The organism is Saccharibacillus sacchari DSM 19268 (genome assembly GCF_000585395.1).
GTDB classification, from domain to species: Bacteria; Bacillota; Bacilli; order Paenibacillales; family Paenibacillaceae; genus Saccharibacillus; species Saccharibacillus sacchari.
The window spans coordinates 4,430,586-4,449,632 of the sequence record NZ_KK073875.1 but is presented as its reverse complement, the minus strand read 5'-3'; the positions used below and the strand labels follow the sequence as shown (position 1 = coordinate 4,449,632).

Genomic DNA, 19,047 nt, shown 5'->3' with positions numbered 1-19,047 from the left:
TCAACCCTCCAGAGGATCGAGTATGGCGTTCGGCGCCGAAGCGGGAACGCCTTGTTTTTGATAAACGGCATCCAGTTCGCGCATCCGGTTGAAAGAAGCGATCGACACTTCGACTTGTTCGTCGGTCGGTTCTTTGGTCGTGAGCAGTTGAAGCCACAGTCCCGGGTAACCCAGATAACGCAGCACCGGCACGTCGCGAAGCGCGTTGGTGAACTTCAGAAACTCGAAAGATACGCCCATCACGACAGGCAGGAGCAAAAGACGCTGAATGACGCGCTCGGCCAAATTATCCCAAGTGAACAACGAGTAGATTAAAATGCCGACGATCACGGTTAGCATGATAAAGCTGCTTCCGCAACGATAATGCAATCTCGTATACTTTTGCACGTTTTTCGGCGTCAGTTCTTCGCCGGCTTCGAATGCGCTGATGACTTTGTGCTCGGCTCCGTGATATTGGAACAATCGTTTGACGAGCGGAGTCAACGAGATCAAATACAGGTACAAAAGAAGCAGGACGAGCTTGATACCGCCTTCGGCCAGATTATGGTAAATCTGATGGGCGAACGAACCTTTGAACAGGAATTGTTCGACGAATACCGGTACCAGCGTAAATACAACCTTGCCGACGATAAAGGAAATAATCGCGGCTGCCGTTACGCCCACGATAGCGCCAAGACTTAATTTTGCTTCGCCTTTTTTGTTTTTCGCTTTCAATTCTTCGCGTTCTTCAGGCGTCATCTCGTCGTCCGCATAAGCGTCGAACGAATAATTGAGGTGTTTGGAGCCTTTGATACTGGAGTCGACCAAGCTAACAAGACCGCGAAGCAGCGGAACCTTGCGCAAAGAGCGCACCCAACTTTTTTCTTCGCGGGGCACTTCGAGGAAAGTGATCTCCCCGCTCTTGCGGCGCACCGCGGTGACGTTGACGTGCTTGCCGCCGAACATGACTCCTTCGATCACGGCTTGTCCGCCGTAGGCGACGGGAGCAGATTTTTCAGACAAAACCTTCACCTTCCTAAACGTTTTAAAAGACATTTCTTTTCATTGTATCGGATTTTACAGGCAAATACCAGCGAACAGGCGGCTTCCGGGCCTGCGTTGCTTGCGCGTAAAAAGGCTTCTCAGAGGGGGCGGGCATATGATAGAATGTACTGTGGTAATTTCGCTTGAAGCTCTGGAAAATACGAACTGATATAGGTTCACCGGGAAAGAGGAGAAAATATGCAGCAGCGTGTAAGCAAATTGCGCGAAGCGATGGCTTTGCAAGGCGTTAGCGCAATGTTTGTGGCCAGTGACATTAACCGTCGTTACCTGACCGGATTTACCGGTTCCGCCGGATACGTGCTCATCACGGAAAACGAAAGCTATCTGCTTACCGACTTCCGTTATATGACGCAGGCACCTGAGCAGGCCAAAGATTTCAAAGTGGTCGAGCATGCACCCAAGGTGATGGAAACGGTTAAGGAACTGCTTGGTTCTTCGGCGAAACTCGGTTTCGAGCAGGAACATGTCACATTTGCGACGTATCAAAGCTATAAGGAAGCGCTGGCGGGCGTCGAACTCGTGCCGGTGTCGGGTCTTGTGGAAGGCCTGCGCATCTTCAAGGACGAGGGAGAACTTGCGATCATGCGCGAAGCGGCCGTTTTGGCGGACCGTACCTTCAGCCATATCCTGACGAAAATTCGTCCTGGCGTCACGGAGCGCGAGCTCGATCTGCAGATGGAAATGTTCATGCGCGAAAACGGGGCAACTTCGTCGTCGTTTGATACGATTGTCGCTTCCGGCGAACGTTCGGCGCTGCCGCACGGCGTAGCAAGTTCACGCGTTTTGCAAGGGAACGAATTCATTACCTTTGACTTCGGCGCTTTGCTCAACGGTTATTGCTCCGACGTTACGCGTACGGTTGTACTTGGCGAAGCGAGCGACCGTCATCGCGAAGTCTACGGCATCGTGCTTGAAGCCCAGCTCAATGCGCTCGACAAGATTCGTCCGGGAATGACCGGCCGCGAAGCGGACGCTCTGACTCGCGATATCATCTCGTCGTACGGCTACGGAGATAACTACGGGCACAGCACGGGACACGGACTGGGCATGGAAGTGCATGAAAGTCCGCGTTTGTCCAAGCTCAGCGATGATATCCTGAAGCCGGGCATGGTCGTAACCGTAGAACCGGGCATCTACATTCCGGGCTTCGGCGGCGTGCGCATCGAAGACGATATCGTGATTACCGAGACGGGAATCGAGATCATCACTTCTTCGACCAAAGAGCTTACCCTTCTGCCGATGGCATAAGGCAATCTTAGAAGTTACTTCAGCAAGGCAACCATTCCAAGGAGGGATCCTCTATGATCTCAGTTAACGATTTTAAAACAGGCCTTACCGTCGAAGTCGACGGCGACATCTTCACCGTTATCGAATTCCAACACGTAAAACCGGGTAAAGGTGCCGCATTCGTGCGCTCCAAGCTCAAAAACCTGCGCAACGGCAACACAGTTGAGCGTACATTCCGTGCTGGTGAAACGATCGGCCGCGCGCAAATCGAAAACCGCGGCGTGCAATACCTGTATGCAAGCGGTCAAGAGCATACGTTTATGGATAACGAGACTTATGACCAATTCTCGCTGACCAGCGAACAATTGGAGTGGGAACTCAAATTCATTCGCGAAAACATGAACGTGCACATCATCAGCTACAAAGGCGAAATCCTCGGGATTAACCTGCCGACAAGCGTTGAGCTGAAAGTTGTGGAAACAGAGCCGGGTATCAAAGGTAACACAGCGACTGGCGCATCCAAAAACGCAAAACTCGAAACCGGTCATAACGTTCAAGTACCTTTGTTCATCAACGAAGGCGACGTTCTGCTGATCGATACGCGCGAAGGTAAATACATCTCCCGTGCTTAGTTATTTGATCATTTAGGCATGGAATTTAAAAGCTCTTCACACCGTTAGGCGGGTGAAGAGCTTTTTTTATACATACTTATGCAGAAAAGTGTAAATAATTTTCCGAAAAACAATGGAAGATTGAGGCGTTTTCGTATTATACTCATTTAAAGCGATAAAATAGACCGGAGCCGTTTGCCTGACAAACGAGTTTCGGAAACATGCGGGGGAGTGAACACGTTTTGTCATTATTCGTTATGAAATTCGGCGGCAGTTCTGTCGGCGACACCGAGCGGATGCAGCGGGTTGCGAAGCGAATCGCCGAGAAAAAAGAAGAAGGCCATCAATGCGTCGTCGTCGTATCGGCGATGGGAGACACCACGGATGATCTGATCGATTCGGCCAAGCGCTTGAGCGATAATCTGCCGGCTCGAGAAATGGATATGTTGATGACGACAGGGGAGCAGATTTCCATCTCGCTGCTGTCGATCGCAATCCAGGCTATCGGTCATGAAGCGGTATCTTTTACCGGGTGGCAGGCGGGATTCGAGACCGAAGCCAATCATGGCAGCGCCAGAATCCTCAATATTCGTCCGGATCGCGTTATCAAAGCGCTGGACGCAGGGAAAATCGTTATTGTGGCCGGATTCCAGGGGATGAGCGAAGACGGCGAAATTACGACGCTCGGCCGCGGCGGTTCCGATACGACGGCGGTGGCGTTGGCTGCCGCGATCAAAGCGGACGCTTGCGAGATTTACACGGACGTGGACGGCATTTACTCGACCGATCCGCGGATCGTCAAATGCGCGCGCAAATTGCCATCGATCTCGTATGACGAAATGCTGGAGCTGGCTAATCTGGGCGCGGCGGTGCTGCATCCTCGCGCCGTTGAATACGCGAAGCATAACAGCGTGCGCCTGATCGTTCGTTCGAGCTTTACCTATAATGAAGGAACCGTAGTGGAGGAGGAGTCAAGCATGGAGCAGGGAGTGGTAGTAAGCGGGATCGCTTACGATAAAAATGTAGCGCGTATCAGCATTTTGGGCGTATCGGACGTGCCGGGCGTGCTGGCGGGCATATTCGGAGCTTTGGCTGCGGAGCGCGTCGACGTCGACATTATCGTGCAGAGCGGATCGCAGGACGGCAAAGCCGATTTCTCGTTTACCGTAAACGGAACCGAAGCCGAACGCGCATTGAGCGTCATCGAAAGCACTCGCGAACGCGTTTCTTACCGCGAGCTGACTTCCGAGACCGATCTGGTTAAGGTGTCTATCGTGGGCGCGGGAATGGTCAGCCATCCCGGCGTGGCCGCGGAAATGTTCCGCGTGATCTCCGACCAAGGCGTAAGCATCAAGATGGTCAGCACTTCGGAAATTAAAGTTTCTTGCGTCATCGAAGGCGAAAAGGTAAAAGATATTATTGCGGCGCTGCATACGGCCTATAACTTGGATACGCAGGAACAGGCATTTGTCGGAGGCCCGCAAGATCGCCGTTAAGTTAGGCGGGGCAAGGGGTTAGAGAGGTTGAAAAGGGCGGGAATCTCCTCCGGGAGACCGCTCTTTTTATTTTACGGTGTTGTGATATAATACATAACGTTAGTAAACGGCTTGCCGTGCATTTTACAAAAAGCTGGTTGAATACCCGCACAAGCCTGAAAATGTTAAGGAGCGTGCCTGAATGTTTAAAATAAGCGAAATTAAAGAACTCATTGAATTATTGGACCGTACGTCGGTTCAGGAATTGGAATTGGAAGAAGAAGGCGCGCGCGTCGTCATCCGCAAAGGATCGCGTATTGACGCTTCGGCTCTTCAAGCTCCTGTAGTGATCCAACAGCAGCCGCAAATCCAAGCCGTTCCCGCACAAGCTGCAGCAGCATCAACTGCTCAAGCTTCGGTACCAGACGAGTCTTTACATAAAATCGTCTCCCCGATGGTAGGCACTTTTTACTCGTCGCCTTCGCCGGATGCGGATGTTTATGTAAACGCGGGCAGCCGCGTCAACGAAAAATCGGTCGTCTGCATCATCGAAGCGATGAAGCTGATGAACGAGCTTTTGGCTGAAGTGAAAGGCGAAATCGTTGAAGTGCTCGTCGAGAACGGACAGTTGGTCGAATACGGACAGCCTCTGTTCCTGGTTCGAGCGGAATGAGCGACCCGGTAACGGAAGGAGGACGTATCGATTTGGAAACGACGAAATTCAATAAAATTCTGATCGCCAACCGCGGCGAGATCGCTGTGCGGATTATTCGTGCGTGCCGCGAGCTTGGTATCTCAACAGTGGCCGTCTATTCCGAAGCCGACCGTGATTCGTTGCATGTTCGTCTGGCTGACGAAGCTTACTGCATCGGACCGACAGCGTCGAAAGACAGCTACTTGAACTTCACCAACCTGATGAGCGTAGCTACGCTCACCGAATGCGATGCCGTGCATCCGGGTTACGGATTCTTGGCCGAAAATGCGGATTTCGCGGAAATTTGCGAATCGTGCAATATCGCCTTCATCGGACCTTCGCCGGAAGCGATCACGAAGATGGGCGACAAAGCGGTTGCCAAATCGACCATGCAGCAGGCCGGCGTACCGGTTATTCCGGGTTCCGACGGTCTCGTTGAAGATTTGGAACAGGCCGTGGAGTTGGCTCGCGGCATCGGCTATCCGGTCATCATCAAGGCAACGGCGGGCGGAGGCGGCAAAGGCATCCGTTTGGCCGAGGATGAGGACACGCTGCGCCAGCAGATCGTGGCTGCCCAGCAAGAAGCCGAGAAGGCTTTCGGCAATGCGGGCGTTTACCTGGAGAAATTCTTGACAGGCATGAAGCACGTCGAGATTCAGGTCATCGCCGACAAGCACGGCAATGCCGTTCACTTGGGCGAGCGTGACTGTTCCGTGCAGCGTCGCCGTCAAAAGCTGGTCGAGGAAGCACCGTGTTCCGTTCTGTCCGAAGAAGTTCGCGAAGCCATGGGCCAAGCTGCGGTACGCGCGGCGCACGCCGTTAATTATTCGGGAGCGGGTACGCTGGAGTTCCTGCTGGGTCCGGACGATAACTTCTACTTTATGGAGATGAACACGCGTATCCAGGTCGAACATCCGGTTACGGAAATGGTGACAAGCGTCGATCTGATCCAGGAAATGATTTCGGTTGCTGAAGGCAATCCGCTGTCCTTCGCCCAAGCTGACGTGAAAATCAATGGTTGGTCGATCGAATGCCGGATCAATGCGGAAGACCCGGATCGCAACTTTATGCCGGCTCCGGGTAAAATCAGCTTTTACTTGCCGCCAGGCGGGCCCGGAGTTCGAGTAGACAGTGCAGCTTATCAAGGATACAGCATTCCGCCCTTCTATGATTCGATGATCGCGAAATTGATTGTTTGGGCGCCGACTCGCCATGAAGCCATTGCGAAAATGAAACGCGCATTGGCGGAATTTGCAGTCGAAGGCATTGCGACAACCATTCCTTTCCACCAGCGTTTGTTGAACCATGAAACCTTCGTCCGCGGTGATTTCGACATCAAATTCCTTGAAGAAAACGAAGTCTAAACGTGATAAACGCCGTTTGTCACATTGGGCGGCAAATGATATATTGAAGGAATAAATAATCCATAAGGTGGATGGTATCGAATATGAGCAGCTTACCTACAGAATTTGAACGCACGGAGATCGGCGAGATCCAGATCGCGCCGGAAGTGATCGAAGTGATCGCGGGCCTGGCTACAATCGAAGTGGAAGGTATCGCGGGCATGAGCGGCGGGTTTGCCGGCGGCATCGCCGAGCTGCTCGGACGCAAAAATCTGTCCAAGGGCGTAAAAGTCGAAGTCGGCCAGCGTGAAGCGGCAGTGGACGTATCGGTTATCGTGGAATACGGTTCCCGTTTGCCGGAAGTAGCCGGAGCGGTTCAACGCAACGTGAAACGTTCGATCGAGATGATGACGGGATTGTCTGTGATCGAAGTCAATGTGCATGTGCATGACGTGCAGTTCAGAGCGAAGGCGGTCGAAGGACGGACCGAAGAACTCGATCTCGGCACTCCCCGGGTGAAATAACGATTTTTTCCAACCCCCGACCTGTAAAGTCGGGGTTTACTACCGTTTTGAGGGGGCTTGGCTGCAAGTGGCAAAAATTGTAGACCGTCTGCTGCTGTTCGTATACAGTGTCACGATTTTGGTTTTGAGCATCTTCGCAATCCTCCTGCTCAGCAGATCGGTTCAGGTTCCTGTCGATTTCCGATTCGATCTGCCGATGCTGTCGATTCTGATTGCCGCGCTCGCCGTGCTAATTCTGATCAGCCTAAGAATGCTGTTCGTCTCGCTTCGACGCAGTCGGGGGCATCTGCATTCTGTTGACCAACGCACAGACCTTGGCGAGATTCAGATCTCGGTTGAGACGATTGAAAATCTGTGCCTGAAAGCCGCTGCCCGCGTAAAAGGAGTCAAGGAACCGAAAACGCGGATCCGCATGACCGAACCGGGACTTGATGTGCAAATCCGCACGGTCGTCGACGGCGAATATCCAATCCCTGCACTTACGGATGAGATTCAGCGCGGAGTCAAGGAATTCGTTCAGGAAATTACGGGAATCCCTGTGGCCTCCGTCTCCGTCTACGTGGCTGGCGTGGTGCAGCAACAGGCCTTTAAAAGCCGCGTGGAATAAAGGGGGCCGCCGATGAAATGGAATGAAATTTGGGCCGAGTACGGTGGCCGACTAAGCTGGACCGCGTGCGGATTGTTTTTCGGCCTGCTTTATCTGTTAGTCGGCTTTTGGCACATGGTCGTCGTGGCTCTTTTGACCCTGTTTGGCTATTGGATCGGCCGACGGAAAGATTTGCGTTCGGGTCCATTGCTTCCCTGGGGCGAAATCCGGGAGAAGCTCGCTGCACGCTGGCGGCCTTTTCGGTAAAAGGAGCAAGAAACTGAACCGGAAAACGCGAAGAAGAGCTGTATCGCCCTTCTTTCGCGAGAGCAAGTTGAGCGAAAGCCTGTGAGACGTTTTTACGCCGGACCGATGGCTTGTCTTAAATGAATACAAGCCATAAGAAGAACTGCTTGCGTCCGTCTTCTAAGCAAGACAGGCGGCATTTCTCGCCGGAATGCGAGGACGGCACGGCCACAAAGCCGTCCGGCTCGCTTTTCTCGGGAAAGACAGCGTTCAGACACCGGGAGAAGCGTTTCACAGGTTTTTGCATGTGTAAGATCAAACGTAAACCTAATAATGAACCGAAGCCATATACTAGAACATGATTACAGGAGGCACCCATGAAAAGACGATTGGGAAGAGAACTTGCGGTACAGAGCTTGTACCAGATGGAAATGAACGAAGTTTCAGCACTTGATGCCGTTTCGATGCTGATTTCGGAGGCAGGCAATGAAAACGAAGGCGAAGTCAAACTCGAAGACGCCGACCGCCTTGCCGAATACGTCCTGGCGCTGGTCAACGGCGTATGGACCAACAAAACAGCTCTCGACGACTTGCTCGGAGGCTACCTCAAAGGCTGGCAAATCAGCCGCCTATCCCGCGTAGACCGCCAAATCCTGCGCTTGTCCGCCTACGAAATGATCTTCGCCGAAGACGTCCCGGCCAAAGTAGCCGTCAACGAAGCCATCGAACTGTCCAAACACTTCGGCACCGAAGAATCCGGCAAATTCGTCAACGGCGTCCTAGGTAAAATGATCCAAGACTCCGACGAACTGAAAAGCAAGTTGAAATAAGATTTCGATCAAACAAGTAAATAATAAAAGCTTCAGTAGTCAATGAGCATTGATAGATAAGCGTAGAGCTAGAAATTTAATTTAATGGAGTCAGGAATTCGAGCGAAGATGAAGTAAGCAAATAATCGTTCAGTAATTCGCCTTCAAGCGAATTAAGCTTTTCCTCCCCATAAAAAATGTTTTAACTCGCCCCAACTCAAACGTAACTGGCGGAGAGGGGAGTTCAGTGAAGAAGCGCCAGCGTTCGCCTTTGAACTCGGGAAAATTCCTTATTACAATCCAATCCATTTTCCCGAGTTCAACACGCGATCGAAACGAACTCCCCTCGCAGCCCAACACCCACGTAGACCCCACCATCAAAGGAGAGATAAAATCATGACGACAGCCCAAATTATCAGCGGAAAACAAGTATCGGACGAAATTCGCCAGACCCTGAAACTCGAAGTTGAAGCCCTTGCAGCTCAGAACTGCGTGCCTGGACTTGCCGTCGTGCTCGTCGGGGAAGATCCGGCCTCCCAGGTCTATGTGCGCAACAAAGCCAAAGCTTGCGAAGACCTTGGCTATTATTCCGAAGTTCACCGCCTCGAAGCCGATTCGTCGCAGGAAGACCTGCTTGCACTCGTGCAGAAGCTGAACGAACAAGAAAACATCAACGGTATCCTCGTGCAGCTTCCGCTTCCGGGGCATATCGAAGAAAAAGCAATCATCAACGCGATTTCGCCGGAAAAGGACGTGGATGGTTTCCATCCGATCAACGTAGGCAATCTGGTCATCGGCGACGATAGCCTGCTTCCATGTACGCCGGCTGGCGTTATTGAACTGATTAAGCATACGGGCATCGAAATGTCCGGCAAACATGCTGTCGTGATCGGTCGCAGCAACATCGTCGGCAAACCGGTATCCCTGCTGCTGCAACGCGAAAATGCAACAGTTACCATGTGCCATTCGCGTACGGCCAACATGAAGGAACTGACGCGTCAGGCCGACATTTTGGTCGTAGCCGTAGGGCGTGCCAACTTCGTGGACGCTTCTTACATCAAGCCGGGGGCCGTCGTCATCGACGTAGGCATCAACCGTCTGGACACCGGCAAATTAGCGGGCGACGTGGACTTTGAATCGGCAAGCGCCGTATCCGGTCCAATCACGCCGGTACCGGGCGGAGTAGGCCCGATGACGATTACGATGCTGATGAAAAATACGCTGGTTGCCGCGAAACGCGCGCACGGCGTGTCTTAAGCGGAGCTTCCGGACATGGAGCAGCGCATACTGTCGATCCAGGAGCTGAACCGGTATATCCGCCAGAAGTTCGAAGCGGACCCGCTGCTGCCGGAAGTGTGGGTGCGCGGCGAGATTTCGAACTTTACGCATCATTCGAGCGGACATATGTATTTTACGTTAAAAGATACCGGCAGCCGTGTGCGCGCAATCATGTTTGCTTCGCACAATAAACGGCTGCCGTTTATTCCGCGCGAAGGAACGCGCGTCGTCGCGCTCGGCAGCGTTTCGGTGTTCGAGCGCGATGGTCAATACCAGCTTTACCTCACGGAGATGCAGCCCGACGGTGTCGGTAGTCTCTATCTGGCCTATGAGCAACTGAAAAAAAAGCTCGAAAGCGAAGGGCTGTTCGACGAAGGCGGCAAGCGGAAAATTCCGACGATGCCTCGCGCGATCGGCGTTATTACCTCGCCTACGGGAGCGGCCGTGCGGGATATTCTGACGACGCTGGGGCGCCGTTTTCCCGGCGTTCCGGTGATGCTGTATCCCGCGCTTGTGCAGGGGAAGGAAGCGGCCGCTTCTATCGTGCGCGGGATTCGCATCCTGAACCGGTTGGGCGAAGCCGATGTGCTGATCGTGGGCCGGGGCGGCGGTTCGTTGGAAGAGTTGTGGGCGTTCAACGAGGAAATCGTGGCTCGTGCCATCTATGATTCGGCAATTCCTGTCATTTCAGCCGTGGGGCACGAGACCGACTTTACCATCTCCGATTTTGCGGCCGATCTGCGCGCCGCCACGCCTACCGCCGCCGCGGAACTTGCGGTGCCCGATCGACGCGAGCTTCAGCAGCGAATTTCGCAGCTGGAACAGCGTCTGCGGGGAGCTTTGCTCCGCCGGGCTGCGCAGGAACGCGAGCGTCTGGCGCGTTTGCAGCGCTCTGCCGTACTCAGGCAGCCGGAACGCGCGCTTCTGCCGCATGCGCAGCGTTTGGACGGGCTGACGCGCCGCCTGACGTCGAGAACGGATGCCAAGCTTGCAACGGGCCGAGATAAGCATACGCGCCTGCACGGTCGGCTTGCGCGTTTCTATCCCGGTGCACAGCTGCAGCTTGCTGCGCGTCAATGGGGAACGCTGGACGGCCGGCTGACCAGCGCTATGAATGTAGCGGTCAAAGACCGACGTCAGCGTTTATTAGGTAGCGTGCGTCAACTGGATGCTTTAAGTCCGCTTAAGGTTATGGCACGGGGCTATGGCCTTGTTTATGACGAGAATAAAGAGAAACTGATCAAATCTGCGCGCGAAGTGCGTGAAGGCGACCGGATCATTGTCCGAGTTAACGACGGAAGTCTGGACTGTCAGGTCATTCAAACGACGGAGGAGGGCAATCGAAGTGGATAATAACGCGGGCATGCAATCCAATGGGGATCAGGCGCAAGAATCGATGGACGCGGCCGGATTGAATTTTGAGCAGGCCATGGACCAGCTTGAACAAATCGTCGGCGAGCTTGAACAAGGCGATGTGCCGTTGGAAAAAGCGATTGATTTATTTCAACGCGGCATGCAATTGTCGCAATTGTGCGGTCAAAAGCTGGAGCAGGTCGAACGCAAAATCGAAACGATCGTCGAAGAGGACGGACAGCTTCGGCGCCGAAACTTCGCGGGTGAAGCGGAAGGCGGGGACAACTTTTGAGCAACGTGTTTGAACTTGAGCCGTATATGAGAAAAGTCGCATCCGATCTGGAAGCTTATTTTGACCAAGCCTTTCCGACCGAATGGGATATGCCCCCGGCATTGCTGGAATCAATGAAGTATTCGCTGGATGCCGGAGGCAAGCGTCTGCGTCCGTTATTGGTCGTAGCCGCTTGTGAAAGTCTTGGGGGAAATCGGGCTGCGGCGATCCGCGTGGCGGCTGCCGTCGAGATGGTACATACGTATTCGCTCGTTCATGACGATCTTCCGGCCATGGACGACGACGATCTGCGACGCGGCAAGCCGACTAATCACAAGGTATTTGGCGAAGCTATGGCGATTCTGGCCGGCGACGGCCTGCTGACCCATGCCTTTTACGTAATCGCTTCGCTTGCGAAAGAGGGGCTACTTCCGGCGGATGCAGCGATTGCAATCGTATCTGACCTGGCTGAGTACGCTGGACCTCGCGGCATGGTAGGCGGGCAAGTAGCGGATATGGAAGGCGAACAAGGCACGACGGATTTTGCAAGACTGGAATACATTCATCTGCACAAGACCAGCGACCTGATCATGTTTTCGCTGCTTGCGGGCGGACGGACGGCAGAAGCTTCGGTGAAGCAGCTTGAGGCGTTGCGAACATTCGGACGAGACGTCGGACTGGCTTTTCAGATTCAGGACGACATTCTCGATCTGGTTGGCGATGAGAGCAAGTTAGGCAAAAAGACGCAGAGCGACGTAAAGATGGAAAAAGTCACGTATCCGTACTTGCTCGGCATCGATAAGTCGCGCGAAGAAGTACGCCGTTTGAGCGAAGAAGCCAAGTCCGCCGTATCGGGAGCTGGACTGGAGTCTGCCGAAATGCTGCTTGCGATCGCCGACTATCTGGTTGAACGAGATCGTTAATCGGTAACGAATTCGAGACGGATCGGTTTCGCCGCTCGCTTGCTTGGGTATTGAACATCAGATGAATCGGCGACGAATAAGCAGGGAAGCGGAAGTCGCAAATTGGCTTTGTTTCCCCAAAAACGATATAATAACCGATACTACGGCAAATACCTGAACGCTTATTGCGTAGGGTATGGCCACATTCGAAAAAATCGTTCGCAACCGAATTTCAGGAAAATGAAGGAAAGCGGGGAATGACATATGCTCCTTCCACAAATCAATCAACCCGGCGATCTGAAGAAGCTGCCGGCCGAGCAGTTGGAACCTTTGGCTCAGGAGATCCGTCAGTTTTTGATCGAAAAGCTGTCGGCGACAGGAGGCCATTTGGCTTCCAATCTGGGCGTGGTCGAACTGACGCTGGCGTTGCATTACTGCTACGACAGTCCCAAAGATAAATTTATTTTCGACGTGGGCCATCAAGCCTACGTGCACAAGATTTTGACGGGGCGTCAGGAAAAATTCGATACGCTGCGCAAATACAAAGGCTTGTGCGGTTTTGTTAAACGTACGGAGAGCGAGCACGACGTCTGGGAAGCGGGTCATAGCAGCACGTCGCTGTCCGCGGCGATGGGCATGGCGATGGCGCGCGATCTGAAGGGCGAAGACAATAAGGTCGTCGCGATTATCGGAGACGGCGCTTTGACGGGCGGTATGGCGTTCGAAGCGCTTAACCATATCGGTCATGAAAAAAAGAATTTGCTTGTCGTGCTCAACGATAACGAGATGTCTATCGCTCCTAACGTCGGCGCAATGCACAATTATTTGAGCCGCGTTCGTTCGGACCGTCATTACCTGCGCGCGAAAGACGATGTCGAATCGTTGATCAAAAAGATTCCCGCGATCGGCGGCAAACTGGCCCGCACGGCGGAAAAAGTGAAAGACAGCCTTAAGTACATGATGGTGCCCGGCGTTCTGTTCGAGGAGTTGGGCTTCAAGTATATCGGTCCGGTCGACGGTCACGATCTGCCCAAGTTGATGGAGACGTTCCGTCAGTCGGATAACATCGACGGGCCTGTGCTTGTCCATGTCGTAACGACAAAGGGCAAAGGCTACAAGCCGGCAGAAGCCGATTCGCATAAATGGCACGGCATTTCGCCTTACAAGATCGAATCCGGCAAAACGCTTAAATCAGCGGGAAATCCGATGTATACCGAAGTGTTCGGCAGTACGTTGATCGAATTGGCCGAACAGGACGAGCGAATCGTCGCGGTTACTCCGGCCATGCCGGGCGGATCGGGACTGATGGCGTTTGCCGAACGTTTCCCGAAACGCATGATTGACGTCGGTATTGCCGAGCAGCATGCCGCAACACTGTGCGCCGCGATGGCGATGGAAGGGATGAAGCCGGTCTTCGCCGTCTATTCCACCTTCATGCAGCGCGCATACGATCAGATCGTGCATGATATTTGCCGCCATAACGCGAATGTCATTTTTGCGATTGACCGTGCAGGCTTTGTCGGCGCAGACGGCGAGACGCATCAGGGCGTATACGATATCGCGTTCCTGCGTCATATCCCGAATATGGTGCTGATGATGCCGAAAGACGAGAACGAATTGCGTCACATGATGAAAACTTCGTTGGATTACAATCAAGGGCCGATCGGTTTCCGTTATCCTCGGGTCAACGGTCTGGGCGTTCCGCTCGATACAGAGCTCAAGAACATTCCGATCGGTAGCTGGGAGACGGTTCGCGAAGGCGAAAACTGCGCGATTTTGGCTGTCGGCCCGATGGTTCAGGTTGCTCTTGCAGCCGCAGAACTGCTCAAATCTTCCGGTATTCAGGCCAGCGTCGTGAATGCGCGTTTCCTGAAGCCGCTTGATGAGAAGATGCTGACCGATCTTGCGCATCGCGGCGTTAAGCTTCTCGTGATGGAGGAGGCTTCGCAAGCGGGCGGACTGGGCGGTGCCGTGCTTGAATTCTATGCGTCGAAAGGGATCGCGCATGCGGAGGTCCGGATTTTGGGCGTGCCGGATTGCTTTATCGAGCACGGAAGCATTAAGGAACAACAGCAGGAGTCCGGCTTGACGGCTGAAAATGCTGCGGACCTCGTTCGCGAAGCCGTGACAGGCAGTCGTCTGGCACTGAAAGCGGGCTTGCCTTCATAAATATTTACCTAGGCAAACCCCGCATTTTACACAGAAAGAGAGCCTGATTATGGCCGAGCCAAAAGAAAAAGCATCCAAAGAAAGAATTGACGTTCTGCTCGTTGAGCAAGCGTATTATGCAAGTCGGGAAAAAGCCAAGGCGGCCATCATGGCCGGCCTTGTTTTTGCCGATAATGAGCGGATCGAAAAGCCCGGAATGAAAGTATCCCGTAATGCGGCTTTGCATGTCAAAGGCGCCATACATCCTTACGTTAGCCGCGGCGGGCTGAAGTTGGAAAAGGCGATCAAAACGTTCGACATCCGGATGTCGGAGCGGGTTATGCTGGATATCGGCTCCTCGACCGGCGGGTTTACCGATTGTGCTTTGCAGAACGGTGCATCGTATGTGTACGCGATCGACGTCGGTTATAACCAGCTTGACTGGTCGCTGCGCAATGACGAGCGCGTATGCGTGATGGAGCGTACCAATTTCCGCTATATGACGCCCGAGGAATTGACGGGTGCGCAACCGGATTTTGCGAGTATCGATGTCTCGTTTATTTCCTTGCGTCTCATTCTTCCGCCTTTGGTGCAGTTATTGCGACGTCCGGCTGAAGTAGCGGCATTGATTAAGCCGCAATTTGAAGCGGGTCGCGATAAGGTAGGGAAATCAGGGGTAGTACGCGATCGCAAGGTGCATGAGGATGTACTGAACGAAGTGTTGAGCTTCGCTAATGCGCTTGGTTTCGAGATTGGAGGCTTGACTTTTTCGCCAATTACCGGTGGGGAAGGCAATGTTGAATTTCTCGCGTATCTGAAGTTGACAGAAGGAGAAACGCAGCCGCTTGGCGAAGATGTTATTCGTGAGCTGGCCTCGAATACCGCGGCGGAAGCCGCTCGAAATTTCCAAAGAAACTCATCCGCCGAACGGTGAGTTTCTTTGTGCTGGACGCGTTTATGAAGCGAACGGTGAAATCAGTCATCGCTGATCGATTAATGACCATAGGGGGAGTCGTATGAAGGGACAACGACATATCAAAATTCGGGAGATCATTTCAAGTCGGGATATCGAAACCCAAGACGAGCTGGTCGGCGCTCTTCGCGCAGCCGGGTTTCAAGTCACGCAAGCAACGGTATCCAGAGACATCAAAGAACTGCTGTTAATCAAAGTTCCGCTTGACGACGGCCGTTACAAATATTCCATGCCGACCGATCAACGCTATAATCCGGTGCAGAAGCTTAAACGTGCACTGGTGGATAACTTCGTTCATATTGATTATTCGGCGAATCTGGTCGTGATGAAGTGCCTGCCGGGCACGGCCAACTCGATCGCGGCACTGCTTGATAACATGGAATGGTCGGAAATCATGGGAACCATCTCGGGGGACGACACGATTTTGCTGATCTGCAGAGAGCCGGAGAATAGCCAAAAAGTGATCGGCCAAATTATGGGATTCATCTCCTGAACTTGATTTTGAACGGCAGAAAACGAATCTTTTTTTCGGATTCTTCAATTTGCCACTGTTCAAACAAGTGTTCGCATGAATATAATGGAACTGAATCCTCTCCTCCCGAAGTTTGCGGGATGGAGACGGAGGAGACTATCAACGAGGTGAGTGCATGCTAGTTGCATTGTCCATTCGCAATCTCGCCGTCGTCGAAGCCGTCGACGTCCATTTTTATCATGGATTCCATGTATTGTCCGGTGAGACCGGCGCAGGCAAGTCGATTATTATCGATGCGCTGGGTTTGATCTCCGGCGGAAGAAGTTCTTCGGAACTGATTCGTTACGGCGCCGATAAGGCGGAGATGGAAGCTTTATTCGAACTACCGGGGGAGCATCCCGTATGGAAGACGCTCGAACAACTCGGTATATCCGCTTCGTCCGAGGAACATCTGGTGATTCGGCGTGAAGTGAACACACAAGGAAAAAGCACGTCCCGCATTAACGGGCAGCTCGTTAACTTGACGATGCTGCGCGAAGTGGGCGAACAGCTTATCAATATTCATGGTCAGCATGAGCACCAGTCTCTGCTTCGTCCGGAGAGCCATCTGGGGCTGCTGGACGCTTACGGCGGCGATACGATTGCTCCGGCCAAAGCCGCCTATCAACAAGAGTATTCCGCGCTGGCGAAGCTGGAGCGGGAACTGAGAGAATTGCGCGAGACGAGCCAGAAGTCTTTGCAGATGCTCGACATGTACCGTTTTCAACTGGAAGAGATCCAGGCGGCCAAGCTCAAGGTAGGCGAAGACATAGAACTGGCGGACGAACGTTCCAAACTTGCGCATAGCGAAAAACTGATGGAGTCCGTCTCGGAAGGCTATAATTTGCTTTACGGCGAACAGGGGATCGGATCGGTCAATTCGGCGATCTCCAGTCTGGAAGACGTAGAAAACTATGATCCGAAAGCGATGCAGCCTATTCTTGAACAGGTTCGCAACGCGTATTATCAGCTTGAAGATGCCGTATTCCAGCTTCGGGATTATCGAGAAAACATCGAGTTTAATCCGGGGAGGCTGGAAGAGGTCGAGGATCGCTTGAACCTGCTCTCCGGCTTGCGCCGGAAATACGGGGACAGCGTCGAACAAATTCTCGAATACTACAATCGCATTCATCGGGAGACCGATATGCTGGAGAACAAAGACGAACGGCTTGAACTGTTGACGGCCAAGCGCGACAAGCAGCTGGAGAAAACGCTTATCCTGGCTCGAGAGTTGAGCGCGCTCCGCCGCGATTGTTCGCGCGACCTGGCGAGACAGATCGAAGGCGAGCTGAAGGATTTGCAAATGCAGCGTACATCGATTGAAGTTCGCTTGGAGCCGATCCAGGATGCCCGCGGTTTCGAGTTTGAAGGCCGTCGTGTACGCTTGACCCGTCAAGGCGTCGATAGCGCGGAATTCCTGATCTCGCCCAATCCGGGCGAGCCTCTGCGTCCGCTGGGCAAGATCGCTTCCGGCGGTGAGCTGTCACGGATCATGTTGGCGCTCAAAAGTATTTTTGCCCGGCACGATAAAGTGCCCGTGCTCATCTTCGACGAAGTCGATACCGGTGTCAGCGGACGAGCCGCTCAATCGATAGCGGAGAAGCTGGTCAAGCTGTCTCGTGATTGTCAGGTCTTCTCGATCACTCACTTGCCTCAGGTCGCTTGCATGGCGGACCATCAGTACCTGATTGAAAAGCGGGTAGAGGGCGAACGGACCATGACCCGGATCGAATCGCTTAACGACGAAGGTCGGGTAACGGAACTGGCCCGGATGCTCGGCGGTGTCGAAATTACGGAGAAAACGCTGCATCATGCGCAGGAAATGCTGAAACTTGCTGAAGAAAGTAAAAATGATCGGGTTTCCTGACCGCTGATTCATTTGATCCCAAAACTGTGAGCAAGGGTAACGAGCGGAGCCAACGGCTCCGCTTTGGCCTTATTGCAAAGGCACGAAAAAAGAGAAAAATCCGAAATCGGATTCGGTATCTGTGCTAATTTACGGTTTTGGGATTTTTTGTTTGAAATCGGCGTATAACCCGATATACTAAGAGAGAGCGGAGATTTGACACGACTAGAAGGGAATCTTCGAACCGTGTCGAATTTTACGGTATGAGATCTGTACGAGAGTTCTGGTTCAAAAGAGACAGAAACAGTTCTATGGACTACAGAGGATTCGGCTTTACGGCCGGATGATAAGGAGGAACAGGCTTTGCCAAACATCGAAGTTATGCTTGCGGACGATAATCGGGATTTCGTTCATATGCTCCAAGAACACATTTCCGCCCAGGAAGATATGACGGTGACAGGGGTCGCTTTTAACGGGGAAGAGGTACTGGGATTACTCCGCAGCGCCGAACGCGCACCGGATATTCTGATTCTGGATATCATCATGCCTCACCTGGATGGACTGGGCGTACTGGAGAAGCTGCAGGGCATGAACCTAAACCCGCGTCCAAAAGTGATTATGCTGACGGCATTCGGCCAGGAAAATATTACGCAGCGCGCAGTTGAACTTGGAGCGGCTTATTATATTTTAAAGCCGTTTGATATCGAGGTCTTGGTCAGCCGGGTACGGCAGATGCTGAACATCCCGTCTTCGCCTATTGCGCCTTCGCAACCGGCGCCTACGCCTAAACCGAGTATCGGCATGCTGGCGAAAGGCAAGACGCTTGATGCGAGCATCACGTCCATTATCAACGAGATCGGCATTCCCGTGCACGTACGCGGTTACAAGTATTTGCGCGAAGCGATTACGATGGTGTACCACAACATCGAGATTTTGGGTGCGATCACGAAGACCCTTTATCCTTCGATCGCCGAGAAATACGCTACGACTCCTTCACGCGTCGAGCGTGCGATCCGCCATGCGATCGAGTTGGCCTGGTCACGCGGTTCGGTGCAGAATATCAGCGAGCTGTTCGGCTACACGGTGAGCATCAACAAGTCGAAGCCGACGAACTCCGAGTTTATCGCGATGATCGCGGACAAGCTGCGAATCGAGCATAAAGTGAGCTGAAAATTGATTTCCATAGGAGTAGTTAAATGAATACTT

Annotated in this window: 19 protein-coding genes; 18 read left to right on the top strand and 1 reads right to left on the bottom strand. The window is 53.0% G+C overall.

Annotated elements, in window-relative coordinates; all coding sequences use genetic code 11:
* Positions 1-1,002, bottom strand: coding sequence for a DUF1385 domain-containing protein (locus SACSAC_RS19310; RefSeq protein WP_037289390.1), 1,002 nt, complete (start codon positions 1,000-1,002; stop codon positions 1-3).
* A gap of 219 nt (positions 1,003-1,221) precedes the next feature.
* Here SACSAC_RS19310 and SACSAC_RS19305 point away from each other — a divergent pair, with 219 nt between their 5' ends.
* The 18 genes from SACSAC_RS19305 to spo0A all read left to right on the top strand — a co-directional run bounded on the left by SACSAC_RS19305 (position 1,222) and on the right by spo0A (position 19,011).
* Positions 1,222-2,292, top strand: a complete 1,071-nt coding sequence (locus tag SACSAC_RS19305) for a M24 family metallopeptidase (RefSeq protein WP_037289388.1) — start codon at positions 1,222-1,224, stop codon at positions 2,290-2,292.
* 53 nt (positions 2,293-2,345) lie between these two features.
* Entirely contained in the window at positions 2,346-2,903 is a 558-nt protein-coding gene (efp, locus tag SACSAC_RS19300; RefSeq protein ID WP_037289386.1) for an elongation factor P, read from the top strand.
* A gap of 221 nt (positions 2,904-3,124) precedes the next feature.
* Positions 3,125-4,378 (top strand): aspartate kinase, encoded by a 1,254-nt coding sequence (locus tag SACSAC_RS19295; protein WP_037289384.1) that lies wholly within the window; start codon positions 3,125-3,127, stop codon positions 4,376-4,378.
* A 181-nt stretch (positions 4,379-4,559) separates the two neighbouring features.
* On the top strand, positions 4,560-5,030 hold the full coding sequence (accB, locus tag SACSAC_RS19290; RefSeq protein WP_037289382.1) for an acetyl-CoA carboxylase biotin carboxyl carrier protein: 471 nt from the start codon (positions 4,560-4,562) through the stop codon (positions 5,028-5,030).
* Complete coding sequence (gene accC / locus SACSAC_RS19285; protein WP_051507264.1) at positions 5,027-6,415, top strand: acetyl-CoA carboxylase biotin carboxylase subunit; 1,389 nt, start codon at positions 5,027-5,029, stop codon at positions 6,413-6,415. The genes accB and accC overlap by 4 nt, the downstream gene beginning before the upstream one ends.
* Before the next feature lie 83 nt (positions 6,416-6,498).
* Positions 6,499-6,918, top strand: a complete 420-nt coding sequence (locus SACSAC_RS19280) for an Asp23/Gls24 family envelope stress response protein (RefSeq protein ID WP_037293297.1) — start codon at positions 6,499-6,501, stop codon at positions 6,916-6,918.
* Between the two features lie 67 nt (positions 6,919-6,985).
* On the top strand, positions 6,986-7,525 hold the full coding sequence (gene amaP, locus SACSAC_RS19275; RefSeq protein WP_037289378.1) for an alkaline shock response membrane anchor protein AmaP: 540 nt from the start codon (positions 6,986-6,988) through the stop codon (positions 7,523-7,525).
* Positions 7,526-7,537: 12 nt separating this feature from the next.
* Entirely contained in the window at positions 7,538-7,771 is a 234-nt protein-coding gene (locus SACSAC_RS19270; protein ID WP_037289376.1) for a DUF2273 domain-containing protein, read from the top strand.
* Positions 7,772-8,127: 356 nt separating this feature from the next.
* The gene (gene nusB, locus SACSAC_RS19265; protein ID WP_037289374.1) at positions 8,128-8,580 is read left to right on the top strand and encodes a transcription antitermination factor NusB; all 453 of its coding nucleotides are present in this window, start codon (positions 8,128-8,130) and stop codon (positions 8,578-8,580) included.
* 375 nt (positions 8,581-8,955) lie between these two features.
* Positions 8,956-9,816, top strand: coding sequence for a bifunctional methylenetetrahydrofolate dehydrogenase/methenyltetrahydrofolate cyclohydrolase FolD (gene folD, locus SACSAC_RS19260; RefSeq protein ID WP_037289373.1), 861 nt, complete (start codon positions 8,956-8,958; stop codon positions 9,814-9,816).
* Between the two features lie 15 nt (positions 9,817-9,831).
* Entirely contained in the window at positions 9,832-11,190 is a 1,359-nt protein-coding gene (gene xseA / locus SACSAC_RS19255) for an exodeoxyribonuclease VII large subunit (protein ID WP_037289371.1), read from the top strand.
* Positions 11,191-11,200: 10 nt separating this feature from the next.
* Positions 11,201-11,482: an exodeoxyribonuclease VII small subunit gene (gene xseB, locus SACSAC_RS19250; RefSeq protein WP_425414837.1), complete on the top strand. Its 282-nt coding sequence runs from the start codon at positions 11,201-11,203 to the stop codon at positions 11,480-11,482.
* Complete coding sequence (locus tag SACSAC_RS19245) at positions 11,479-12,384, top strand: polyprenyl synthetase family protein (protein ID WP_037289368.1); 906 nt, start codon at positions 11,479-11,481, stop codon at positions 12,382-12,384. The genes xseB and SACSAC_RS19245 overlap by 4 nt, the downstream gene beginning before the upstream one ends.
* A gap of 243 nt (positions 12,385-12,627) precedes the next feature.
* A complete protein-coding gene (gene dxs, locus SACSAC_RS19235; protein ID WP_037289364.1) occupies positions 12,628-14,532 on the top strand; it encodes a 1-deoxy-D-xylulose-5-phosphate synthase in 1,905 nt (634 codons plus the stop codon).
* Between the two features lie 49 nt (positions 14,533-14,581).
* Entirely contained in the window at positions 14,582-15,445 is an 864-nt protein-coding gene (locus SACSAC_RS19230; RefSeq protein WP_037289362.1) for a TlyA family RNA methyltransferase, read from the top strand.
* Between the two features lie 82 nt (positions 15,446-15,527).
* A complete protein-coding gene (gene ahrC, locus SACSAC_RS19225) occupies positions 15,528-15,977 on the top strand; it encodes a transcriptional regulator AhrC/ArgR (RefSeq protein WP_037289360.1) in 450 nt (149 codons plus the stop codon).
* Positions 15,978-16,131: 154 nt separating this feature from the next.
* Positions 16,132-17,862, top strand: coding sequence for a DNA repair protein RecN (gene recN, locus SACSAC_RS19220; protein WP_037289358.1), 1,731 nt, complete (start codon positions 16,132-16,134; stop codon positions 17,860-17,862).
* Positions 17,863-18,204: 342 nt separating this feature from the next.
* A complete protein-coding gene (spo0A, locus tag SACSAC_RS19215) occupies positions 18,205-19,011 on the top strand; it encodes a sporulation transcription factor Spo0A (RefSeq protein ID WP_156951044.1) in 807 nt (268 codons plus the stop codon).
* Positions 19,012-19,047: the final 36 nt, after the last annotated feature.

Bases quoted from the DNA above. Each gene is read 5' to 3' on its own strand.
- folD (WP_037289373.1), top strand. From the start codon at position 8,956: ATGACGACAGCCCAAATTATCAGCGGAAAACAAGTATCGGACGAAATT.
- xseA (WP_037289371.1), top strand. From the start codon at position 9,832: ATGGAGCAGCGCATACTGTCGATCCAGGAGCTGAACCGGTATATCCGC.
- ahrC (WP_037289360.1), top strand. From the start codon at position 15,528: ATGAAGGGACAACGACATATCAAAATTCGGGAGATCATTTCAAGTCGG.
- recN (WP_037289358.1), top strand. From the start codon at position 16,132: ATGCTAGTTGCATTGTCCATTCGCAATCTCGCCGTCGTCGAAGCCGTC.
- SACSAC_RS19305 (WP_037289388.1), top strand. From the start codon at position 1,222: ATGCAGCAGCGTGTAAGCAAATTGCGCGAAGCGATGGCTTTGCAAGGC.
- dxs (WP_037289364.1), top strand. From the start codon at position 12,628: ATGCTCCTTCCACAAATCAATCAACCCGGCGATCTGAAGAAGCTGCCG.
- xseB (WP_425414837.1), top strand. From the start codon at position 11,201: ATGCAATCCAATGGGGATCAGGCGCAAGAATCGATGGACGCGGCCGGA.
- nusB (WP_037289374.1), top strand. From the start codon at position 8,128: ATGAAAAGACGATTGGGAAGAGAACTTGCGGTACAGAGCTTGTACCAG.
- accB (WP_037289382.1), top strand. From the start codon at position 4,560: ATGTTTAAAATAAGCGAAATTAAAGAACTCATTGAATTATTGGACCGT.
- SACSAC_RS19270 (WP_037289376.1), top strand. From the start codon at position 7,538: ATGAAATGGAATGAAATTTGGGCCGAGTACGGTGGCCGACTAAGCTGG.
- SACSAC_RS19230 (WP_037289362.1), top strand. From the start codon at position 14,582: ATGGCCGAGCCAAAAGAAAAAGCATCCAAAGAAAGAATTGACGTTCTG.
- SACSAC_RS19280 (WP_037293297.1), top strand. From the start codon at position 6,499: ATGAGCAGCTTACCTACAGAATTTGAACGCACGGAGATCGGCGAGATC.
- efp (WP_037289386.1), top strand. From the start codon at position 2,346: ATGATCTCAGTTAACGATTTTAAAACAGGCCTTACCGTCGAAGTCGAC.
- accC (WP_051507264.1), top strand. From the start codon at position 5,027: ATGAGCGACCCGGTAACGGAAGGAGGACGTATCGATTTGGAAACGACG.